The 19,702-nt window shown below is 67.7% G+C and carries 22 protein-coding genes; 9 read left to right on the plus strand and 13 right to left on the minus strand.

Annotated elements, in window-relative coordinates:
• Nucleotide 1: 1 nt before the first annotated feature.
• On the plus strand, nt 2-733 hold the full coding sequence (locus tag AC5FRV_RS05015) for a ThuA domain-containing protein (protein WP_493559994.1): 732 nt from the start codon (nt 2-4) through the stop codon (nt 731-733).
• A gap of 18 nt (nt 734-751) precedes the next feature.
• Here the strand turns inward: AC5FRV_RS05015 and AC5FRV_RS05020 are convergent, their stop codons facing one another.
• The 4 genes from AC5FRV_RS05020 to AC5FRV_RS05035 form a co-directional block, all read right to left on the minus strand.
• A complete protein-coding gene (locus tag AC5FRV_RS05020; protein ID WP_493559995.1) occupies nt 752-1,291 on the minus strand; it encodes a tRNA (cytidine(56)-2'-O)-methyltransferase in 540 nt (179 codons plus the stop codon).
• 86 nt (nt 1,292-1,377) lie between these two features.
• A complete protein-coding gene (locus AC5FRV_RS05025; RefSeq protein WP_493559996.1) occupies nt 1,378-1,812 on the minus strand; it encodes an SHOCT domain-containing protein in 435 nt (144 codons plus the stop codon).
• A 75-nt stretch (nt 1,813-1,887) separates the two neighbouring features.
• A complete protein-coding gene (locus AC5FRV_RS05030; RefSeq protein ID WP_493559997.1) occupies nt 1,888-2,313 on the minus strand; it encodes an SHOCT domain-containing protein in 426 nt (141 codons plus the stop codon).
• A gap of 63 nt (nt 2,314-2,376) precedes the next feature.
• Nucleotides 2,377-2,829 (minus strand): SHOCT domain-containing protein, encoded by a 453-nt coding sequence (locus AC5FRV_RS05035; RefSeq protein ID WP_493559998.1) that lies wholly within the window; start codon nt 2,827-2,829, stop codon nt 2,377-2,379.
• 116 nt (nt 2,830-2,945) lie between these two features.
• On the opposite strand from AC5FRV_RS05035, the gene AC5FRV_RS05040 reads away from it, so the two are divergent.
• Entirely contained in the window at nt 2,946-3,872 is a 927-nt protein-coding gene (locus tag AC5FRV_RS05040; protein ID WP_493559999.1) for an NAD-dependent epimerase/dehydratase family protein, read from the plus strand.
• Nucleotides 3,873-3,906: 34 nt separating this feature from the next.
• Here AC5FRV_RS05040 and AC5FRV_RS05045 read toward each other — a convergent pair whose 3' ends face one another.
• Nucleotides 3,907-4,362 carry a YbhB/YbcL family Raf kinase inhibitor-like protein gene (locus AC5FRV_RS05045; RefSeq protein ID WP_493560000.1) on the minus strand — a complete coding sequence of 152 codons (456 nt, stop codon included), beginning with the start codon at nt 4,360-4,362 and terminating at the stop codon, nt 3,907-3,909.
• Between the two features lie 91 nt (nt 4,363-4,453).
• Between AC5FRV_RS05045 and AC5FRV_RS05050 the strand changes: the two genes are divergently transcribed.
• From AC5FRV_RS05050 to AC5FRV_RS05065, 4 genes are all read left to right on the plus strand, one after another.
• Nucleotides 4,454-5,257: a DUF2797 domain-containing protein gene (locus AC5FRV_RS05050; protein ID WP_493560001.1), complete on the plus strand. Its 804-nt coding sequence runs from the start codon at nt 4,454-4,456 to the stop codon at nt 5,255-5,257.
• Nucleotides 5,258-5,320: 63 nt separating this feature from the next.
• Entirely contained in the window at nt 5,321-6,337 is a 1,017-nt protein-coding gene (locus AC5FRV_RS05055) for a DUF7490 domain-containing protein (RefSeq protein WP_493560002.1), read from the plus strand.
• Nucleotides 6,334-6,630 carry a DUF8060 family membrane protein gene (locus AC5FRV_RS05060; RefSeq protein WP_493560003.1) on the plus strand — a complete coding sequence of 99 codons (297 nt, stop codon included), beginning with the start codon at nt 6,334-6,336 and terminating at the stop codon, nt 6,628-6,630. Before AC5FRV_RS05055 ends, AC5FRV_RS05060 begins: the two co-directional genes overlap by 4 nt.
• A gap of 39 nt (nt 6,631-6,669) precedes the next feature.
• A complete protein-coding gene (locus tag AC5FRV_RS05065; RefSeq protein WP_493560004.1) occupies nt 6,670-7,098 on the plus strand; it encodes a hypothetical protein in 429 nt (142 codons plus the stop codon).
• A 763-nt stretch (nt 7,099-7,861) separates the two neighbouring features.
• On the opposite strand, the gene AC5FRV_RS05070 is transcribed toward AC5FRV_RS05065, so the two are convergent.
• Genes AC5FRV_RS05070 through AC5FRV_RS05090 form a run of 5 tightly spaced genes read right to left on the minus strand, consistent with a single transcriptional unit; the run spans nt 7,862 to nt 12,565 of the window.
• Nucleotides 7,862-8,212: a helix-turn-helix transcriptional regulator gene (locus AC5FRV_RS05070; RefSeq protein ID WP_089817537.1), complete on the minus strand. Its 351-nt coding sequence runs from the start codon at nt 8,210-8,212 to the stop codon at nt 7,862-7,864.
• Between the two features lie 26 nt (nt 8,213-8,238).
• Nucleotides 8,239-8,976, minus strand: coding sequence for an NRDE family protein (locus AC5FRV_RS05075; RefSeq protein ID WP_493560005.1), 738 nt, complete (start codon nt 8,974-8,976; stop codon nt 8,239-8,241).
• Nucleotides 8,977-9,036: 60 nt separating this feature from the next.
• Nucleotides 9,037-10,575 carry a class I adenylate-forming enzyme family protein gene (locus AC5FRV_RS05080; protein ID WP_493560006.1) on the minus strand — a complete coding sequence of 513 codons (1,539 nt, stop codon included), beginning with the start codon at nt 10,573-10,575 and terminating at the stop codon, nt 9,037-9,039.
• Complete coding sequence (locus AC5FRV_RS05085) at nt 10,572-11,612, minus strand: mandelate racemase/muconate lactonizing enzyme family protein (protein ID WP_493560007.1); 1,041 nt, start codon at nt 11,610-11,612, stop codon at nt 10,572-10,574. The genes AC5FRV_RS05080 and AC5FRV_RS05085 overlap by 4 nt, the downstream gene beginning before the upstream one ends.
• On the minus strand, nt 11,609-12,565 hold the full coding sequence (locus AC5FRV_RS05090; RefSeq protein ID WP_493560008.1) for a 1,4-dihydroxy-2-naphthoate polyprenyltransferase: 957 nt from the start codon (nt 12,563-12,565) through the stop codon (nt 11,609-11,611). Before AC5FRV_RS05090 ends, AC5FRV_RS05085 begins: the two co-directional genes overlap by 4 nt.
• 204 nt (nt 12,566-12,769) lie before the next feature.
• Here AC5FRV_RS05090 and AC5FRV_RS05095 point away from each other — a divergent pair, with 204 nt between their 5' ends.
• Complete coding sequence (locus AC5FRV_RS05095; protein ID WP_493560009.1) at nt 12,770-14,116, plus strand: cation:proton antiporter; 1,347 nt, start codon at nt 12,770-12,772, stop codon at nt 14,114-14,116.
• Here AC5FRV_RS05095 and AC5FRV_RS05100 read toward each other — a convergent pair.
• Nucleotides 14,110-15,012 (minus strand): 1,4-dihydroxy-2-naphthoyl-CoA synthase, encoded by a 903-nt coding sequence (locus tag AC5FRV_RS05100; protein WP_493560010.1) that lies wholly within the window; start codon nt 15,010-15,012, stop codon nt 14,110-14,112. The genes AC5FRV_RS05095 and AC5FRV_RS05100 overlap by 7 nt on opposite strands.
• Before the next feature lie 162 nt (nt 15,013-15,174).
• Here AC5FRV_RS05100 and AC5FRV_RS05105 point away from each other — a divergent pair, with 162 nt between their 5' ends.
• Nucleotides 15,175-15,309 carry a DUF8066 domain-containing protein gene (locus AC5FRV_RS05105; protein ID WP_493560155.1) on the plus strand — a complete coding sequence of 45 codons (135 nt, stop codon included), beginning with the start codon at nt 15,175-15,177 and terminating at the stop codon, nt 15,307-15,309.
• 66 nt (nt 15,310-15,375) lie between these two features.
• The gene (locus AC5FRV_RS05110; protein WP_493560011.1) at nt 15,376-16,365 is read left to right on the plus strand and encodes a J domain-containing protein; all 990 of its coding nucleotides are present in this window, start codon (nt 15,376-15,378) and stop codon (nt 16,363-16,365) included.
• Between the two features lie 24 nt (nt 16,366-16,389).
• Here AC5FRV_RS05110 and menD read toward each other — a convergent pair whose 3' ends face one another.
• Both menD and AC5FRV_RS05120 read right to left on the minus strand, forming a co-directional pair.
• Entirely contained in the window at nt 16,390-18,171 is a 1,782-nt protein-coding gene (menD, locus tag AC5FRV_RS05115) for a 2-succinyl-5-enolpyruvyl-6-hydroxy-3-cyclohexene-1-carboxylic-acid synthase (RefSeq protein WP_493560012.1), read from the minus strand.
• Complete coding sequence (locus tag AC5FRV_RS05120; protein ID WP_493560013.1) at nt 18,168-19,502, minus strand: isochorismate synthase; 1,335 nt, start codon at nt 19,500-19,502, stop codon at nt 18,168-18,170. The genes menD and AC5FRV_RS05120 overlap by 4 nt, the downstream gene beginning before the upstream one ends.
• Between the last annotated feature and the right edge of the window lie 200 nt (nt 19,503-19,702).

Consider the following 19,702-nt stretch of genomic DNA (forward strand, 5'->3'; position numbering starts at 1 on the left):
CATGGCATCCGTCACCGTCTGGAACGAGTTCGTCCACGAGCGCGAACACGACGCCGTCGCGGAGATTTACCCCGACGGCATCCACGAGACCATCGCCGACGCGCTTGCAGAACGCGGCCACGAGACGCGGACGGCCACGCTCCAGGAGGACGAGCATGGCCTCACGAGCGACGTCCTCGACGAGACGGACGTTCTCTTCTGGTGGGGTCACACGGCCCACGACGAGGTCGACCACGCGGTCGTCGAGCGCGTCTGCGACCGCGTCCACGAGGGAATGGGGTTCGTCGCGCTCCATTCGGGACACTTCTCCAAGCCGTTCAAGCGGTTGATGGGGACGCCGTGTTCGCTCACCTGGCGGGAGAACGAAGAGCGCGAGCGGCTCTGGGCCATCCACCCGGAACACCCCATCGTCGACGGGATCGAGAACCCAGTCGTCGTCCCCGAGGCCGAGACCTACGGCGAGCCGTTCGCCGTCCCCGAACCGGACGAACTCGTCTTCACCTCCTGGTTCGAGGGCGGCGAGGTGTTCCGGTCGGGGTGTTGTTACCGCCGTGGGCTCGGCCGCGTCTTCTACTTCCGGCCGGGCCACGAGACGCATCCTATCTATCACGACGAGACGATCCAGCAGATACTCGCCAACGCTGCCGAGTGGGCGAGCGAGAACGCCGACACGCCGGCGGATCTGGATACGGAGAACGTCACCGAGCCGCCCGAGGGGGCCTACCGGGACTGACCGCCCTGACCGAGAGAACTACTCCTCGACCGACTCGACGCGCTTGCCGGTCTCCTTCGGGACGACCACGCTGTCGGCGTCCTCCCACTCGCGGTCGAGTTCCTGGCCTTCGAACAACCGGTCGAGGAAGACGGCGAGGCCGGCGATTTCGGAGTGGGGCTGGTTCGTCACGCCGACGTTCCAGTCGGCGTGCTCGTACACCTCGAAGGGGACCTTCTCGGCGCCGACGACGACGAGCAGGGGTTTCTCGCGGTGCGCCTCACGGATTTCCGCCTCGACGTCCTGGACCGGAAGTCCGTACATGGTGAGGTGAGCGACACTCCCGTCCCAGTCGCGGATGACCTTCGTCGGCGAGTCGGTCGTCTCTACCTCGAAGGGGCCGCCGAACCGGTCCGTGATGTCTTCGATGGTCTCCTGTCTGCTTGCGCCCGGACCGGCCAGGAAGAGGCGGTCGGCACCCAGCGCGCGCGCCGTCAGACCGACGTGGGTCGTCGTCCGCTCGTCGCGACCGGGTCGGTGTCCCAGTCGGAGGACGGCGACCTCGGGTTCGTCTTGCATGGTGGCCGAGAGGACGTGGTCACGGGAAGCCGTTACGGAAGCACGCAGGAACGTCGAACCGAATCCAGACGGCCGTCCGAAGCGACTCACTCGGTCAGCAGTTCGAGTCCGTCGGGCCGACCCCTCTCTTCCGTCCGGCGGTCACTCTCCAGCAGTTGCTCCATGCGCCGTTCGAACTCCTCGTCACCGACGGTACCCTCTGCGTAGCGCCGCTGCAGGACGGTGACCGGATCAGCCTCCGATTCGTCCGCCTGGGACCGTCCTGCGCTGGCCGTCTCACCGGGAGACGATTCCCTCGTGAGTCCGTAGAGCAGTTTCGCCCCCGCGAGTGCCGGCAACGCCGTCGCCGGAATCAACACCAGCCCCGGGAGGAAGACGGTCCAGCCCGGTCGGAGGACCGACAGAAACCCCATCCAGGACATGTAGAGCGCGGGGAGACCGAACACCAGAACGCCAAACAGGCCGAGGAGGAGGCGCGCGAGCGGGGAGTCGGGGGCGTATTCGTCCACGACGTCGAGCATGGAATCGCGTTCCCCCGGGTCGGACTAAAATTAACCGGTGGCGATTCGACGAGATTCGAGCTGTAGACGTCGGTTCTACTCCCGTATCGTCTGCCTGGTACCGGTTTCGACGGCGTCGGCCGGTTCCTCGAGGTCAGTCAGGCTGGCTAGCTTTCGCTCGAACTCCGCCTCGTCTACCTCCCCCGCGGCGTACTGCTGCCGGAGCGTCGAGACCGGATCCGCTGCCACTGGGTCTGCGCCGACATCGTCGGTCGGTTTGCCGGCCGTCGCACGCTCGGCAACGTCCTTCAGGAGGTGATTACCGGCCGCGACGATGAAGAGGCCGGCCAGCAACACGAGCACCGAGCCGAGCCGGCCGACGTACAGCCACATCTGGATGGGCCACCACAACGCGAAGAAGGCGTAGAGGGTCACGGGAACGCCGAACGTCACGAGAGCCGCCCCGACGACGAGGCGAGGCCGAGGGGCGTCGGGGACGTAGCGGTCGACGGGACCGAACATGTCTCGACAATCCGTGACCGCCGACAAGAATCTTACTGGCCTCTGGACTGGTGGCTCGAAGGACTACTCGACGGCTCGTTCCACGCCGTCGCCGCCGGCCAACAGGTCGGACCGGTCAGTTTCCACGAGACGTTCGACTCTCCGTTCGAACTCGTCTTCCGTCAGTTCCCCGGTGGCGTACCGTCGCTTGAGAGTCGACATCGGGTCACCTCCGTCTCCGGCCGGTTCGCCGGAATCGGGAGACGTCGCCACCAGAGCATCCCCGCTAGCGCGCGCACGGTCGGCGACGTCACGGAGAGATACCTGGGTGACGCGGGCCGACGCGAGAAAGGCGAGGAACATCCCGGCCGGGATCGCCAGGTAGGAGACGTGCACGTCGGTGATCGGCCCGTACTGGTTGATGGCAGTGAGTGCGAAGAGGACGAAGAGACAGAGGAACGTCGTCGTCAGGGCGACGGGGACGATCAGCCGCGGATACGGATCCGACGGCGTGTACCGGTCGACGAAGTCGCTCATAGCGATTGACTGATCCCCACTGGCCAAAAAATTACGGGGGTGGACGGTGAGCGCCGGCAGTCCATCACGCGACTGACATCACAAAGGCAATGGGGGAGCGAAGTGGACTCGCAGGCATGAACCTGACGGACAGGCGGATACTCGTCACCGGCGGCGCGGGTTTCGTCGGATCGCACCTCGCAGAGCGACTCGTCGCGGACAACGACGTCGTCGTCGCCGACGACCTGACGAACGGTGAGGCGTCGTGGGTGCCGGACCAAGCCACGCTCGTCGAAGGCGACCTGACCGACCCGGACTTCGTCGCCGAGGCGATAACGGGCGACGTAGACGTCGTCTTCCACTTCGCGGCGGACAAGAACGCTGCTGCGGACGATATCCAGCAGTACCGCACGAACAACCGGATGACGGAAAACGTCCTCGAACGGATGGACGAGGTGGGCGTCGACAACTTCGCGTTTACGTCTTCCTCTACCGTATACGGCGAGGCGCCGCGACCGACGCCCGAGGACTACGCGCCGCTGGAACCGATCAGTATCTACGGCGCGAGCAAACTCGGCGAGGAGGGTCTCGCGTCCGTCTACGCCCACAGCCACGACATGACGGCGTGGGTGTTCCGCTTCGCCAACATCGTCGGTCCGCGACTCCAGGTCGGCGCCGTCATCCCAGACTTCATCCAGAAGCTGAAGGAGGAACCCAACTCGCTCACCATCCTCGGCGACGGCCGCCAGGAGAAGTCCTACATGCACATCGACGAGTGCGTCGACGCGATGTGCCACGTCGTCGAGAACTCGGACCGGCCGTTCAACGTGTACAACCTCGGGACGCGAACGACGACGTCGGTGACGACCATCGCCGACATCGTCAGCGACGAGATGGGACTGGACCCCGACTACGAGTACACCGGCGGCGACCGCGGCTGGACCGGCGACGTCCCGCGGATGCGCCTCTCCATCGAGAAACTCTCCGCGCTCGGCTGGCGGCCTGACCTGTCCAGCGACGACGCCGTTCGGCGGGCGACCCGCGAACTACTGGCCGACTGGTAGACCATCTCGGTTCTCACCGACCGCGTTCGCACCCTCAGGGCGCGTACGTCCCGGTGAGTTCGTCCTTCTCGACGACGTGACCCTCGGCGGCGCCGAAGAAGTCGTCCTTGCTCGCGCCCGCGTCGAGGTCCAGTTCGTCGTCGAGCGCGTACAGCAAGAACCGGTACGTGTGTTCGCCGTCCGGCGGTTCCGGGCCGCCCCAGCCCGTCTCGCCGAAGTCGTTTTGCCCCTCGACAGCGTTGGTGGGCAGCCAGCCCGCCGGTATCTCCGAGAGTTCTGGATCGACGTTCCAGACGACCCAGTGGTTCCAGATCTTCCCCGCGGGGTCCCTGGCGTCGGGGTCGTCGACGACCAGCGCGAGCGACGCTGTCCCGGTCGGGACGCCTCCGATTTCGAGCGGTGGGTTCGTGTTCTCGGCGCTGTAGCCGTGTTCCTCGGGAATCGAGTCGCCGTCCGCGAACGCGGGACTCGTGAGCGTGAGGTCTGCCATGACGTATCACGCCGATCCGAACGGCGTCACCAAAAATCCCGCCGGCCCGGGGAACGAAGTGACTTTAATCGGCCGTGACCTACGCCGCGGCGTGCAAGTCGTCGGGTACCGCTCACGGACGAACGAGCCGGCAGCCCTCCGCATCGCCGACGAGGGCACCGTCCGCGACGAGTGGCTCGAACCCGGCGACGAACTCGCCTATTCGCTGGGCGAGCGCCACTGCGCCGGAACGGTCGAATACGCGGCCGGCGATGGCGACGGCGATTGCGACAGCCACGATGAGAGCGACGCCGTCCACCTCCCGTGCGACGCAGCGAAAGCGCCGTACTGCGACGTCCACACCTCGCGCTGGCCCTGTGCGCGCTGTACCGGCAACTGCGACATGCCCATCGACAACTGCCACGAGGAACACGCCATCTACCTCGCCGCGTTCGCGCCCGACGTGTTCAAGGTCGGCGTCACGAAGTCCTGGCGCCTGGAGCGACGCCTCCGCGAGCAGGGCGCCGACAGAGCGGCACACCTCAGGACTGTCGCCAACGGCCGCGTCGCCCGGGAGATCGAGGCCGAGATCGCGACCAAAACCGGTGACCGCGTTCGCGTCCCCACGAAGATGCGGGGATTCCACGAGACTGTAGACGAGGACGCCTGGACGGACCTGCTCGCCGACTACGACCACGAGGACACCTTCGCGTTCGACTACGAACTCGGACTCGCCGACCGGCCGATGCCGGAGACGATCGCGACCGGGACTGTCGTCGGGGCGAAGGGTCGGGTAGCTATCCTCGAAAACGGTGGGACGACCTACGCCGTCGACCTGCGGGACCTGGTCGGGTACGACATCGTCGACGAGGGGAGCGACAGGGAGTTACAGTCCAGCCTCGGCGCGTTCGGCTGAGTTAGATTCGCCTCGTTTTGAACATACACAAAACATTTAGTAGGTGAACGTGGCCACAGCAGTGTGCAACGGGAAACCGCATTCGTGGGTGGCCTCGCCGTCGTCCTCCTGGCCATGCTCGTCGGGGCCGCCGTCGTCCCCGGCGTCGTGGCCGAACCGCGCGAGGACATTCGTCCGAGTCACTTCGTAATCCAAGACGATCAGTGGTCGATCCAGCCGGTCGACGTGTCGGGCCGCACCGCGACCCTCCAGGTAGAGACGCGCATCCGTCACTGGGGCGGCGTGGGTGAGAACGTTACCGTGGCCGTTCGCGCCGTCGACTCCGAGTCCGGCCTGCTCGAAGACCGGACAGAGACAGACCTCGGCGCTATCGAAGGCGAACGGGAGACGCCCGTCCGGACCAATCTCACGGTCGCACGACAGGGCGGCTATCACATAGAGACGTTCGTCTTCGAGGACAGCGTCACCGAGGCCGAACACCGCCGTTCGATCAGCGGTGTCGAGGCACTGAAACCTGCGTACGCCCGGTCGCCCGTCGAGTTCCACGACTACGGGGGCGGCGAGTCCGGGAAGCCCACGATAGACAAACGGATCGAGGCTGTAGAGGACGGCACTGCAACCCTGGACCTCACGGCGCACCTCACGAACCAGGGCGACGAGACCGCCGGTGACGTGACGCTCGTCGTCACCGCTCGCCAGGCCGACTCCCACGTCGTCGCCGGCCAGGCCCAGACCGATGTGGGGTCGATACGCCCCGGTCGAACGGCCAGGCCGACGGTCGAACTGACCGTTCCGGAAGAGTACAACTACTGGCTCGACGCCACGCTGCTCAAAGACGACGTCATCGTGGACACGGTGACCGAACCGGCCAACCTCGACCCGCAGGAGACTCTGCAGGAAGACGAACGCCAGACGGAAGTCACATTCGACGCCGGCGATTTCACCGGGACGGAACGTGACCGCAGCCAGGACCGGAGCACGGATACGCCGACTGGGAGCAGCGGCCCCGGCTTCGGAACCGCAATCGCCCTGGTCGGACTCGTCGGCGCAGCACTACTCGCAGCACGGAGGAACCAATGACAGAGAACGTAGATAGCGAGAACACAACAGAGACGACGACCGGATCGGACAGCCAGTACGACTACGACGGCAGGGACGAGAAGACCATCGTCGACCACCTCCAGTGGGCGCTGTTCGTCATCCTCATCCTGGTCGTACTCGTGGCGACGTTCCAGTTTTACTTCGCCGCGTCGTCGGCCATCGACCAGTTCGTGACCGGTCGGTACCGGTCACTGTTCAAGGCCGGATTCAACCTCGCCATCCTGCTGGTCAGCGGCCTCGGTCTGTCGCTGCTGGTCCGCAAGATGCGATAGACGACAATCCTTTTCCGCGGGCCGCGCAAATCCGGGCGTATGGCAGACGACGAACCTGCGGACGACGACGTCGAGGGTGAGGAGAGCCAGGACGACGACCAGAAGTCCTTCCGCGAGCGCGTCGAGGAGATCCGACAGGAACGCGCCGAAGAGCGCGAGGAAGGCGAGGGCGACGGCGAGATGAGCCGCGAAGAGCGCATGGAAGAGATGATGGGCGGCGGCGGCCCCGGCGGTATGGGGGGCGGCGGCAACCCCTTCGCGCAGATGATGGGCGGCATGATGGGCGGCGGCGGTCCGGGCGGGATGGGTGGCGGCCCCGGTGGGATGGGCGGCGGCCCGCCGGGCGCCGGCCGACAGGAGGAGAGCGGTGGAGACGAGGAACTGACGCGAGAGGTTCGAAAACTCCGCGACGAGGTCCACGACGTCCGCCGCACGCTCGACCGCATCGCCGACGCGCTGGAAGACTAGCGCTGAAGGGCCGCCTCGTTCGGAACGGTTTTTCTCTGTTTCCGTCGATTCGAGCGGTTTTCGTTACAGGAAGGCACCTGTGAGTTTTGTAACCAGTAGCCGTGTGTGCTGAGCGGGTGGTTCTTGGTGAGACTGGTGAAAAGAAGAGAGTCAGCAGGACCCAGAAAGCCCTCACGGCTCTCGACCGCTCCGGGGCTCGCTGCGCTCCAGTGGGTGCTTGTTCCGGAAGACTCGCTTCGCTCGTCTTCCGACGTTCGCCTCGTTTCACTCGGCTCACCTTCGCCCGGGAGGGATCGAGAGCCGCTCGCCCTTTCAGGCCGCCAGGGACCGAAGGCCTGCCCTTCCCCTGGTCGCGCGCCCCTCGCGTCTGCTCGGGACGCGCTCCCGGCCGGGTGGTGCGGTCAGGACGCGTGTCGCGCCGCCAGGCGCGACCGGGGAGGGATGGGGAGGCAAGCGCGAGCGGCTCCGTGCGCGAGCAACGCGGACCCTGGAGGACTGAAAGGGCGAGGCGTGGTCGGCGAAGCACGGGCTCGCAAGCACCGCAGCGCTAGCGAGGAGCGCAGCGTGGTCCGCGCGAGTCGAGCGCGCCGAGGGCTTTCGAGTTCTTTGACGTCGTGGTCACAGCAGCTCTGCTAATTCGCTCAGGCCTTGATCTATACTACTCATTCACGAAGCGTAGACGGAAACGCCGAATTCCGGCCTGACCCGCGAGAAGGAGCTCCAAAAAATAGCGCAAGCAGTTTCACCGAAAACTGCGGAGTCGTTACTCCTCGTACGCGAGGTTCATGACCCACTGGGAGAACGTGTCGCTACTCGGGTCGATCTCCTCGTCGCCGACGAACGGTGATAGCTGGTCGCCGGCCATCAGCAGCGAGAAGTCAAGATCGCGTGGGGCGGGCGTCAGGTAGTAGGTGTTGTGACCCTCGTAGACGGTGTCCTCGCGCTGGATCATGTCCTTCTCGAACAGCGACTCGACGATGCGGCTCCCCTTGCGCGAGGAGACGTCGAGTTCCTTCCAGAAGTCGCTCTGGTGGATACCCCCGGATTCACGGATGAGTTCGAGACCGGCACGCTCGTCGTCGGAGAGGTTCGCCTCGACGGCTGCCATGCTCATGTGAGTGTAATGGGACGGTGTGCGGCTTAAACCTGACTTTCGACCTGCCGGTACTCCGTCCTGCACGGCGGTCCGTCGGCGTAGCGGTGCGTCTGCTCGTCCTCGCCGAGCGTCAGGAGCGACGACGAGCGAGTGCCGAATCCATCCCCGTGCACGCAGACACCGTACTCGTGGTCCGAGACGGCTGTCTGCGCGCGGTCGAGCCACGCCGCGCTGTCTTCGCCGGGCTTCGGTTGCAGGTGGTCGCGCAGGCGATCGGCATTCGCGGCCTGGTCCTCGCCGGCCTCCTGGCGAACGCCGGGGATCCGGTACTGGCCATCGGCGCCGACGTTGACGACGACGTGGACGCCGGGCTGGAGGTTCGAGACGGCCAGCTGGCCGTCCCACTCGAAGTACAGCGCCGCGTTCTCGTCGGCGACGACGAGGTTGAACCCGTCGTACTCGTCCTCTCGCACCGCGCGCTCGACGTACCGGGCCGCGTCCTCGGCCGTCTCGCTCCGGAGCGCGTCGCGGACGAGCAGGCCCCTGGAACGCTCGCCGCCGAACGAACCGTCTATCCAGCGGTTCGTGATGGCGACGAAGACGCCGTGCTCGTTGTATCCGATCCAGGTTCCACCGGCCGCTTCGTCGACTGGCGCGACGACCTGTGGCTCCCAGTCGCGGACGGCCGGAGGATTTGAGGGACGGCCGACCTGTTCGTCACGGTTCGCTGCGACAGCGAGGTAGTCCTCGAACACTTGCCACGCGAAGACGAGCGTACACACGACCCGTCATACGTCTGCGGCGGAAATAAGCCTCCCGTCGACTCCGCACGCTCCGGGCGCTCACTCACCGTCGAGCAGCGAACGGGCGCGCTCCCTGTCGACGGTCCCCGAGGCGGTGCGCGGGAGCGCCTCGACGAATCGGACGGTCTTGGGCACCTCGTGGTCGGCCAGGTCGTCGCGACAGCGGTCCCGCAGTTCGGAGACGGAGAGCGAGGCGTCGGACCGGTCGACGAGCGCGCCGACGCGCTCGCCCCACTCCGGGTCCGGAATCCCGACGACCGCGACGTCCTCGACGCCGGAAAGGCGACGTATCGTCGCCACGACGGCAGCGGGCTGGACGTTCTCGCCGCCAGTGACTATCTGGTCGTCGACGCGGCCGACGACCCAGAGTCGCCCGCCCTCGTCGTGATACCCCAGGTCACCCGTCTCGAAGCCGTGACGGCCGAACGCGGCTGCAGTGTGGCCCTCGTCCAGGTAGCCGGGCGTGACTGTCGGTCCGTCGACGACGATTTCGCCGACCTCGCCCGTCCTCCGAGAGTCCCCCATGTCGTCGACGATAGTGACCGTGGTTCCGCGAAGCGGCGTTCCCACCGTTCCCTGGTGTTCGAACGCTGTCTCGGGGAGCGCCGTCGCGACCTGTGAGGCGGTCTCAGTCGCGCCGTAGGTCGGACAGACCGGCACGTCGCGGGACTCACACCTGTCGATCAGTGGCTGAGGCGTCGGCCCGCCACCGAGCAGAACGAACCGGAGGTGCTCCGGCGGCGTCCATCCCGCGTCGAGCAACCGCTTGAGCATCGTTGGGACCAGCGAGACGCCGGTGACGTCGTCCTCCTCGATCACGCTGGCCGTCGCGTCCGGATCGAATTCTGACTGGAGGACGGTCGTCGTCCCGTAGAGCGTCGACCGAACGAGGGGGGCGAGCCCGCCCATGTGGTACATCGGCAGGCAGACGAGCCAGCGGTCGTCGGGGACGACGCCGAGCCGGTGGGCCGACCCGACCGCGCTCGACACGAGGTTGTCCAGCGTGAGTCGGACGCCCTTCGGTTCGCCGGTCGTACCCGAAGTGAACACGAGCAGTCGGTCCGCGCCCGCGTCGGAGTCGACCGGCGTCACTTCATCGCCGGAACGGAGTTCGAGCGCGTCGACTGCTGGAGAGTCCGGCTCGTCGACGCTAGCGACGGGAACGCCGTCGGGAGCGACGTCGACGGCGACGTCCGCGGTGTCCGCCGAGCAGACCAGCCCGTCAAGTCCCGCGCGCTTCGCCTGCGCCGCGAGCGTCTCTTCGTCCAGGCGGACGTTCAGGAGAACAGCAGTGGCACCGGCGCGCGCCGTCGCGAAGTACAGGTCTGCGAAGGGAACGCCGGTGTTCAGCAGGAATCCGACGCGGTCGCCCGGTCCCAGACCGAAATCGCGCTGTAGCCCGGCGAGACGACGCGCGACTCGCCGGTCGAACTCGTCGTAACTCCAGCTATCCCCGGATTCGGCGTCGACGAGCGCGAGGTTATCGGGGGACGCGTCGGATCGAACGCGCAACAGATCCGGCGTCGGGTAGGCCACCGGGTCGTCGACCGGCCACTCGCTGGGGTCCGGGAGCGTCACGAGCCGACCTCCGAAGGCTCCATCCCGAGACCGGATGACTGCGGAACGGAAATCCGGCCGTCGTCGACCAGTGCCGGGTCCGGGCCGAGGTCCTCGGCCAGCAGGTCGGCGGTCGCTAGCCCGCAGGGGGCGACGTCCGGAATCGCCGCGGCGACGTGGACGGCCGCGGTCCGCGCGACGACGCCGTCGACGGTCGTCGTCACGACCGGTTCGGCGCCCGCGTCGCGAGCGCGCGTCGCGATGGTGTGTGCGTCGCCCGGGCCACCGAGGACCATCGGTTTGACGATAAGGACGTCCGCGGCGTCGCGTTCGAGCACTTCGGCGACGCGGTGCTCCACGAGCGTCTCGTCGACGGCGACGCAGACGGGACCGCCAGCGAGGTCAGCCAGGCCGTCGAGGTCGTCGGCCGCGAGGGGTTGCTCGACGTACGCGACGTCGAGGGGTTCGAACGCTTCGAGAGCGGACGCCGCTTCCTCGCGGGACCACGCGGCGTTCGCGTCGGCGCGAAGCGACACGTCGTCACCGACCGCCTCCCGGACGGCGCGGACGCGGTCGACGTCCGCGACGACCGCCCTCGCACCGACCTTGAGCTTCAGACAGTCGAAGCCGCGGTCCACGGCGTCTCTCGCGCGCTCGACCGTCTCGTCGACGTCGGCGTCGCCGACCGTGGCGTTGACGGGGACCGACTCGCAGCGGCGGTCGTCGTCGAGCCACTGGTAGAGCGGGACGTTCTCTGCGCGGGCGTCGGCGTCGAACAGCGCCGTCGTGAACCCGTGCCGGGCGGCCGGCGCGTCGGCGACTTCCAGGTCCAGCAGCGCCGAGGCGTGTCCCTCGGATCCGGCGGTTTCGAGCGCCCGAGTCAGCGTCGACCGGCAGGCGGACAGCGACTCGGTCCACCCGGGAAGCGGCGTCGCCTCGCCCAGGCCAGTCTCCTCTCGGTGGTCGTACCGTGCGAGGAGGCCCTGGCGAGTCTCGATGGGGCCACTGGCCGTCTCCAGGGGTGTCGACAGCGCGAGTGAGAACTCGTCGATACTCATAGGAGGGCTGGGGCGGCGAGGCCGGCAGCGAACAGGAGCGAGTGGACGAACAGCGTTTGACCCACCCGTTCGAGCGCCGGGTTCAGCGCGTCTCCGTCGGTCCGACGCATGACGGTCCGCCCGACAGAGAGCGCGAGTGGGAGCGACAGCAGCGGTGCGAGCGCCCAGAGCCCGAATCTATCGTCCAGTGCGAGAAGCACCGGGACGACGTAGGCCATCCCGACGAGGAGTGAGAACTCGACGCGGCTCGCCCGATAGCCGAGCATCACCGCGAGCGTTCGCTTACCGGCCTGGGCGTCCGTTTCACGGTCCCGGACGTTGTTGACGACGAGGAGGGCAGTCGAGAGGCCCGCGGCGGGGAGGCTCGCGACGACGGCGGTGAGCGGCAGGGTTCCGGCGGGAAGCCCGAGCGGGAAGAGGCCCGCGTCGGCGAACGTGACGGCCTGGACGTAGTAGGTGCCGGTCACCGCGACGAGGCCGAAGTAGACGAAGACGAACAGGTCGCCGAGGCCGCGGTAGCCGTAGGGATAGGGGCCGCCGGTGTAGAGGACGCCGGCCAGAATGGAGCTCAGTCCGACGACGAGGATGGGCACGCCACCGATTGCGACGAGGTAGACGCCGACGACGACCGCGAGTGCGTACGTCGCGACCATCGCCAGTTTGACCCGTTCTGGCGGGATGAGACCGCCAGCGGTGACCCGTGTGAACCCCTCGCGGTCCTCGGTGTCGGCGCCCTTCACGGCGTCGTAGTAGTCGTTGGCGAAGTTGGTCCCGACCTGGATCAACAGCGCCCCGACGAACGCGGCGACGGCGGGGAGCCAGGCGAACACCCCGTCGTGGACGGCCAGGCCCACGCCGACGACGACGGGCGCGGACCCGGCCGGGAGCGTCTGGGGCCTGGCCGCCATCAGCCAGGCTTTCGTCTTCGAGACGTCAGCGTCTGCGGTAGCCATTGGGGAAATGTGAGGACTGGTGCACGTTCAAGATTGGCATCTCGTCGTCGATCGGGGTCCCGCTGGTACGGGAAGCGGATCGTTCGGCCAGCCCGCAGTGGCGACGGGTCGACTCGAACGGATTGCAGGATACTCGCCTGGGGCGTGCCAGATACATCAGCAAGCCGAGTGGTTACACCGGACGCGGTCGTACCCGACTGACGCATGGTCGAGACGTACCACGTCGCCTTCGTCATCTTCGGCCTCGCCATCTTCGCCGCCGTGGTGTTACCACGGCTGCTCATGCACCGGCCAATGTCCCTCCCGATCATCTACGTCGGCGCCGGTTTCGTCCTCTTCGCGATCCCACACGGTGTCGGACCGCCGGACATGGTAGAGAACTCCGTCGTCGTCGAACACCTCACCGAACTCGTCGTCATCGTCTCGCTGATGGGGGCCGGCCTGAAGATAGACCGACCGTTCTCCTGGCGCGGGTGGGGAACGACGTGGCGGCTCCTGGGAATCACGATGCCGTTGACCATCGGTGCCGCCGTGTTTCTCGGGTGGTGGGTCCTCGGGCTCCACATCGCGACGGCGGTGCTCCTCGGAGCAGTCGTCGCGCCGACTGACCCCGTCCTGGCGTCGGATATCGAAGCCGGCCCGCCGCTCTCCGAGGTGGAGGAGGAACCCGACGTCCAGCAGGAACACTCCGTCAGGTTCGCGCTCACCTCTGAAGCGGGGCTCAACGACGGCCTGGCGTTCCCGTTCACGAACCTCGCTATCGTCCTGGCGGCCGCGACTGCTCCGGCGTCGCTCGCCTGGGTGGGAGAGTGGACCCTCTACTACGTCCTCTACAAGATAGTCGTCGGCGTGCTCGCTGGCATCGTTCTGGGTTACGCCGGCGGGCTGGTCATCTTTCGCCTGCCAGCCTCGTCGAAGGTTTCGGAGGCACTCGCGGGCGCCGAAGCCCTCTCCGGCACGCTGTTCATCTACGGCGCGACGGAGATAGTGGGTGGATACGGCTTTCTCGCCGTCTTCGTCGGCGCGCTCGTCGTCCGCAAGTTCGAGTGGGAACACGACTACTACCGTACCCTCGACGAGTTCGCCGTGATGGTCGAGCGCCTGCTGATGGCGGTCGTGCTCGTGCTGTTCGGCGGCGCGCTCGCCGGCGGGTTGCTCGCCCCGCTCACGCTGACAGAGGTCGGCATCGGCCTCGCCCTGTTGCTTGTCGTCCGGCCGCTGGCCGGGACGATCGGGCTGCTGGGTTCCGGCCTCTCCTGGCCCTCGCGGGCGATCGTCGCTTCGTTCGGCATTCGCGGCATCGGGTCGTTCTACTACCTCTCCCACGCGCTGAACGAGGCGTCGTTCGCCGAACTGGAACTCGTCATCGCCGCCGAACGCCTCTGGGCGCTGCTGGGCTTCGTCGTCCTCGCATCGGTGGTCATCCACGGCATCACGGCCAGTCCCGTCATGGACGCCTTCGAGCGGTGGGAGGAGCGAACCAGGCCGGTCCGGGAGGCGCGGGCCGACGGCACGGGTGAAGCGCCAGCCGACGGAGAGAGCGATCAGTAGTGCCAGGGCACGTCGTCGAAGTCCGGCTCGCGGCCCTCGTTGAAGGCGTCGCGACCTTCCTTCGCCTCGTCGGTCATGTACGCCAGCCGGGTGGCCTCGCCGGCGAACACCTGCTGGCCGACCATCCCGTCCGAGTCGAGGTTGAACGCGTACTTGAGCATCCGAATCGCCGTCGGTGACTTCCGGTCGATCGCTCCGGCCCACTCCAGGGCCGTCTCCTCCAGTTCGTCGTGCGGGACGGCCTCGTTGACCATTCCCATGTCTGCGGCCTCCTTTGCGTCGTAGGTCTTCCCGAGGAAGAACACCTCTCGGGCCTTCTTTTGGCCGATCTGGCGGGCGAGGTACGCGGAGCCGAAGCCGCCGTCGAAGGAGGCGACGTCGGGGTCCGTCTGGAGGAACTTCGCGTGCTCCTCGCTTGCGAGCGTGAGGTCACAGACGACGTGAAGGCTGTGGCCGCCGCCGACGGCCCAGCCCGGCACCACAGCGACGACGGGCTTGGGGATGTGTCGAATCTGGCGCTGGACTTCGAGGATGTGGAGGCGGCCGACGTTCTCGGGTGCCTCTTCGTCGCCGATGTCCTCGTTTTCGTCGTACTCGTACCCGGAGTCGCCACGCATCGACTGGTCGCCACCAGCACAGAAGGCCCAACCACCGTCCTTCGGCGACGGGCCGTTCCCCGTGAGGATCACGCAGCCCACGTCGGTGAGCCGTTTGGCGTGGTCCAGCGCGGTCGACAGTTCGTCGACCGTCTCCGGGCGGAAGGCGTTGCGGACCGCCGGCCGGTCGAAGGCGATGCGAACCGCGCCGACGTCGTCGGCGCGGTGGTAGGTGATATCCGAGAAGTCGAAGCGGTCGATCGGTTCCCAGCGGTCGGGGTCGAATACGTCCGAAACCATGTCGGTGCTGGGTCGGGGCGGCCCAAATAGGTTCCCGTGGCGGTCGAAAACTACTTTTTCCGGTCGGGTCACGGTACGTCCTTGCCGCCCCAGATAGACCACGAACGGCTCCTCCTCACGCTCGGTATTCTCGCGGTGCTCGTGATGGCCTAAAGCCTCCTCATCGTCCAGCAGATCCTCCTCGGGCTCTTCGTCGTCCTCGTGCTCGGGATGGTGTACCTGTTCTTCGTACTGCTCCAGCTCCTGGACCGCATCGCGACGGCTCTCGAAGCCATCGCCGAGCAGCGCCGCGAGTAACCCCGGTGATAATCGGCGAGAGGGTTTATTAGCCAGTCGCGTGCAATTCCGGGCAACAGGCCCGCTATGACGCAGACGTTCTACGACGTACTCGGCGTCCCGCCCGACGCCTCGACGGACCGGATCAGGGCCGCCTATCGCGAACGGCTGAAGGAGTCCCATCCGGACCTGAACGACGACGAGGACGCGAACGAGGCGACGCGGCGGATTATCCGTGCCAGGGACGTCCTCACCGACGAGTCCGAGCGCGAGCGCTACGACGAGGTGGGCCACGAGGAGTACGTCGGCGAGGACGCCTCGCCCGTGGACGACGACGACGTCAGCGACGCGGCGGCCGCTGCCCGGCGCGCAGGCTGGGGAGACGGGACGGGGGGCGAATCGGCATCGTCGCGTTCGGCCACCGACGAGCACCGGGACCGAGCGGGCCGCTCGGCCGCTGACCGAAGACGACGGGCCCGGGATAGACGGCGACGGGAGCGTGCAGCCAGGGAACGCGTCGACCGTGAGACCGACCGGACCGGTGACGGCTCGTCACGGAACACGGCGTCACGGGACACGTCGTCGCAGGACTGGGCCACCCGGGACGCGACGTCACAGGACACGGCGACGACCGATGGCGGATCGACCACCGCGGACGTCGCGAGTGTGGGTGGCGTCGGGGAAGCAGCGCGGTCCTGGAACGGGAGCGGCGGTTTCAGCGTCCGCCAGGGGCACGACGTCGGCCACCGACGCCGGCTGATTCCCACCGGGAAGTCGCTGACCCTCCTGGCCGTCTCGTTCGTCCTCTATCCGCTGATGCTGTTCAGCGCGCTGTTCCCGCCGTTCCCGCTCCCCGTCAACGTTATCGTCGGCTGCTGTACCGTCTTCCTGGTCGGGTACCTCCAGTCCCAGCCCGAAGTCGGGGTCATCGTCTTCGGGAGCTGGAGTCTGCTAACGCCCGTCGGCTTCGCCGCCGTTGGCGTCCCACTGACCGGCCTCGTCGGCATCGCTGCCCTCACCGGAACGTGGCTGCCGCTCGGACTCTCCGTCGCGACGCTGGTGCTCGTCCGGCCCTGACGGCCAAACTTGACCGATCGCCGATCAGATCTCTTCGCACACGCGCTCGTGCAACCGCTCCCGGTGCCGATGACTCTCCGCCGCGTCCGTGATCACCTCGATGACCTGCGTTCCGGCCGAACCGACGGACGACGACAGCGCGTCGACGAGCGCGTCGCCGTCCGCGACGCGTTCGAAGTCCACGTCGTACAGTTCTCCGGTCGGCTCGAAGTCCAGCCCATGGGGCGTCTTGAACTGGTCGGTAAAGGGCGGGTCGAAGGACTCGATGGGAAGCTTGTGGAAGATGCCGCCGCCGTCGTTGTTGACCAGGACGACGGTGGCGTCGACGCCACAGCGCGCGACGGCCAGCAGACCGTTCATGTCGTGGTAGTACGCCAGGTCACCGAGGAGCAGGACGAGCGGGTCCTCGGTTCCGCTGGCGGCGCCGAGCGCGCTCGACGTGATGCCATCGATACCGCTGGCTCCCCGGTTGCCCAGTATCGAAAGGTCCGCCGTTCGCGGGCGACCGAACCGGTCCACGTCCCGGACGGGCATGCTGTTGGAGACGTAGAGCGTCGCCGGGTCCGGGAGGGCCCCGACGACGCGTCCGGCGACGCTCCCTTCGAACAGCGTGCTATCAAGTTCAGGGTCGACCAGGTCCCAGTAAGCCCGTTCTGCGCGCGCGAACCGTTCGGTCCAGTCGGTTTCGGTGGCGTCGGCGGCATCGATGGCGTCGGTGGAGACGCGACTGGTGATTCCCTCTGCGAAGCCGGTGGGGTCCGCGGTCACGAGATCCGTCGCGGTGAACTCGGCCTCGCGCCACGCGCCCGCCGGGTCGACGACGAACTGCCGCGGGTCGGTGTCACGCAGGTAGCGACGCAGCGTCTTCGACGTCGGCGAGGCGCCGAACCGGAGGACGACGTCCGGGTCGGGCCAGTCGCCCGCGGTGCCGAGGTAGGAGTCGTAACCCCCGCAGACGGTGACGTCGGACACGTGGTCGCCGAACCGGACGCCCGAGAGCGGGTCCGCGAGCACGGGAAAACCGGTCGCCCCGGCAAGCGCGCCCAGGGCGTCCCGCGCGGGCGTCGGCCGGTTGGCCGGGCCAGCGACGATCAGGCCGCGGTCGGCGCCGTCTATCTCGCCCGCGACGCGGGCCAGCTCCGCGTCGCTCAGGCGTGGCTGGCCCTGCGACGTCGCGACGAACGGGCCGTCGCGGCCGGTGACCCCCAGCGAGTCGGACGCTGCGAACGACTCGGGAATCGAACCGACACCCTCGGGCGTCTCCGTCGGTTCCAGCGGTTTCGCGACGGGGACGTTGAGGTGGACTGGCCCCGGCGGCGTCCCGGTCGACGTCGCGACGGCACGGCAGACGGTCGTCCGCAGGGAGCGAAGGCGGCGGTCCTCCGCTGCTGGCTCCGGGAGGCTCTGGAAGGACCTGACCGCGTCGCCGTAGAGCTTCGTCTGGTCGACGGTCTGGTTCGCGCCGCTGTCGCGCAGTTCGGCTGGTCGGTCCGCCGTCAGCACGACCAGTGGGACCCGTGAGCGGTCGGCCTCGATGACCGCCGGGTGGAAGTTCGCGGCCGCGGTCCCGGACGTGCAGACCAGTGCAGTCGGCTCGCCAGTTCGCCGGGCGCGACCGAGGGCGAAGAAGGCCGCCGAGCGCTCGTCGAGGTGTGAGAAGACCCTGACGTCGGGGTGGTCGGCGAAGGCGACCGTCAGCGGCGTCGAGCGACTGCCGGGCGCGACGCAGACGGCGTCGAGGCCGCTCTCGGCCAGTTCGTCGACGATGGTCTCGCCCCACAGCGTCGCCAGGTTCGGTGCAGTCATTCGAGTTCGTCCAGCATCGGCCGGTACTTGAGCTGTACCTCGTCCCACTCCCGGTCGGGGTCGCTGTCGGCGACGATGCCCGCGCCGGCGAACACAGTCGCGGCGTCCCCGCGTGCGAGCGCGGACCGGATGGCGACGGCGAAGGTCCCGTTGCCCGAGGCGTCGAACCAGCCGACTGGCGCGGCGTACCAGCCCCGGTCGAACGTCTCCGTCTCGCGGATGGTCTCCAGGGCGGCGTCCGGCGGGAGGCCGCCGACCGCCGGCGTCGGGTGGAGCGCCTCGACGAGCGAGAGGACGTGTTCGTCTTCGGCGAGTTCGGCCGTTATCGGCGTCCGGAGGTGCTGGACCGTCGCCAGTCGGCGGATGCTTCGGTCCCCGGTGCCGACCGAAGAGGCGAACGGCTCCAGTTGCTCGCGGACCGCGTCGGCGACGACCTCGTGTTCGTAGCCGTCCTTCTCGCTCTCGAGGAGTTCCGTCGCCAGCCACTCGTCCTCGGCCGGCGTGTCACCGCGTCCGGTCGATCCCGCGAGCGCCTCAGTGCTGACCGTCCGCCCGGTGAGCGAGACGAGCCGTTCCGGCGTCGCGCCGAAGAACGTGGCGTCCTCGGTGGGCGAGAAGGCAAAGCGGTAGCAGTCCGGATACGTCCGGCCGAGCCGTTCGAGAGCGTCCGGTACGGAGAGCCGGTTCGAGAGCGAGAGGGTCATCGCCTGGGCGAGGACGACCTTCTCCAGGGCACCCTCGGAGACGCTCTGCAGTGCCGCCTCGACCTGTTCGCGCCACCCGCTTCGCGAGGGTGTGCGGGTCCGATCGGCGACGCCTGGCGGACCGGTCGGTTCGGGGTTGGTCTCGTCGGCGAGCCGGTCGCGCCAGACGCCGAGTTTCGAATCGGCCTCGCTGTCGGCGTCCGGGCCGGTGGCCGTCACCGTGAGCCACCAGTCGTCGCCGTCGGCGGTCAGCTGAACTTCGGGGAGCACGAACCGCGCGTCGCCGAAACCGTCCCAGGGTCCGGCCTGTCCGTCGTCGTGGAAGGCGAAGCCGCCGAACAGCCGGGGCCGCGCGGCGCTCGGGATGCCATCCGGGACAGAACAGGATTCGAGGAGACGGGCACCGTCGGCGCGCACGTCGGCGAACCGGTCCGACCCGTCGCCGGTCACCGTCGCCGTCGCTCCCCTGACAGCAACGGACTCGGTCGGGGTCTGCCAGACGAACCGTGGGCGGTCATTCGTCGCCAGAAAGGCCCTCGTCGGCGGTTTCGACACCGAACAGCCGCGCGTGACGACCGGCGCGTCGACTGTCCGAACCGTCGCCTCGTCACCGCGAGGTACATCCATCGCAGGCGAGTTAGGTCCGGGGGCCTTTGAGCCTAACTATACGGTTAGCCTCACGCGCCGAACACGTCTACGTGGTGACGAGAGCCGTCGTTCAGAGCGGTCCCACCGCCGTCGGTCGATGGGGAGCACCGAACGGAGCGCAATTCAGTTGTTTTTAATCGAGTTCGAATAAACTCTTGGAGTTTGGAAAGTAAAACGGG

The sequence above is a fragment of the Halomicrobium sp. HArcel3 genome (assembly GCF_058933135.1).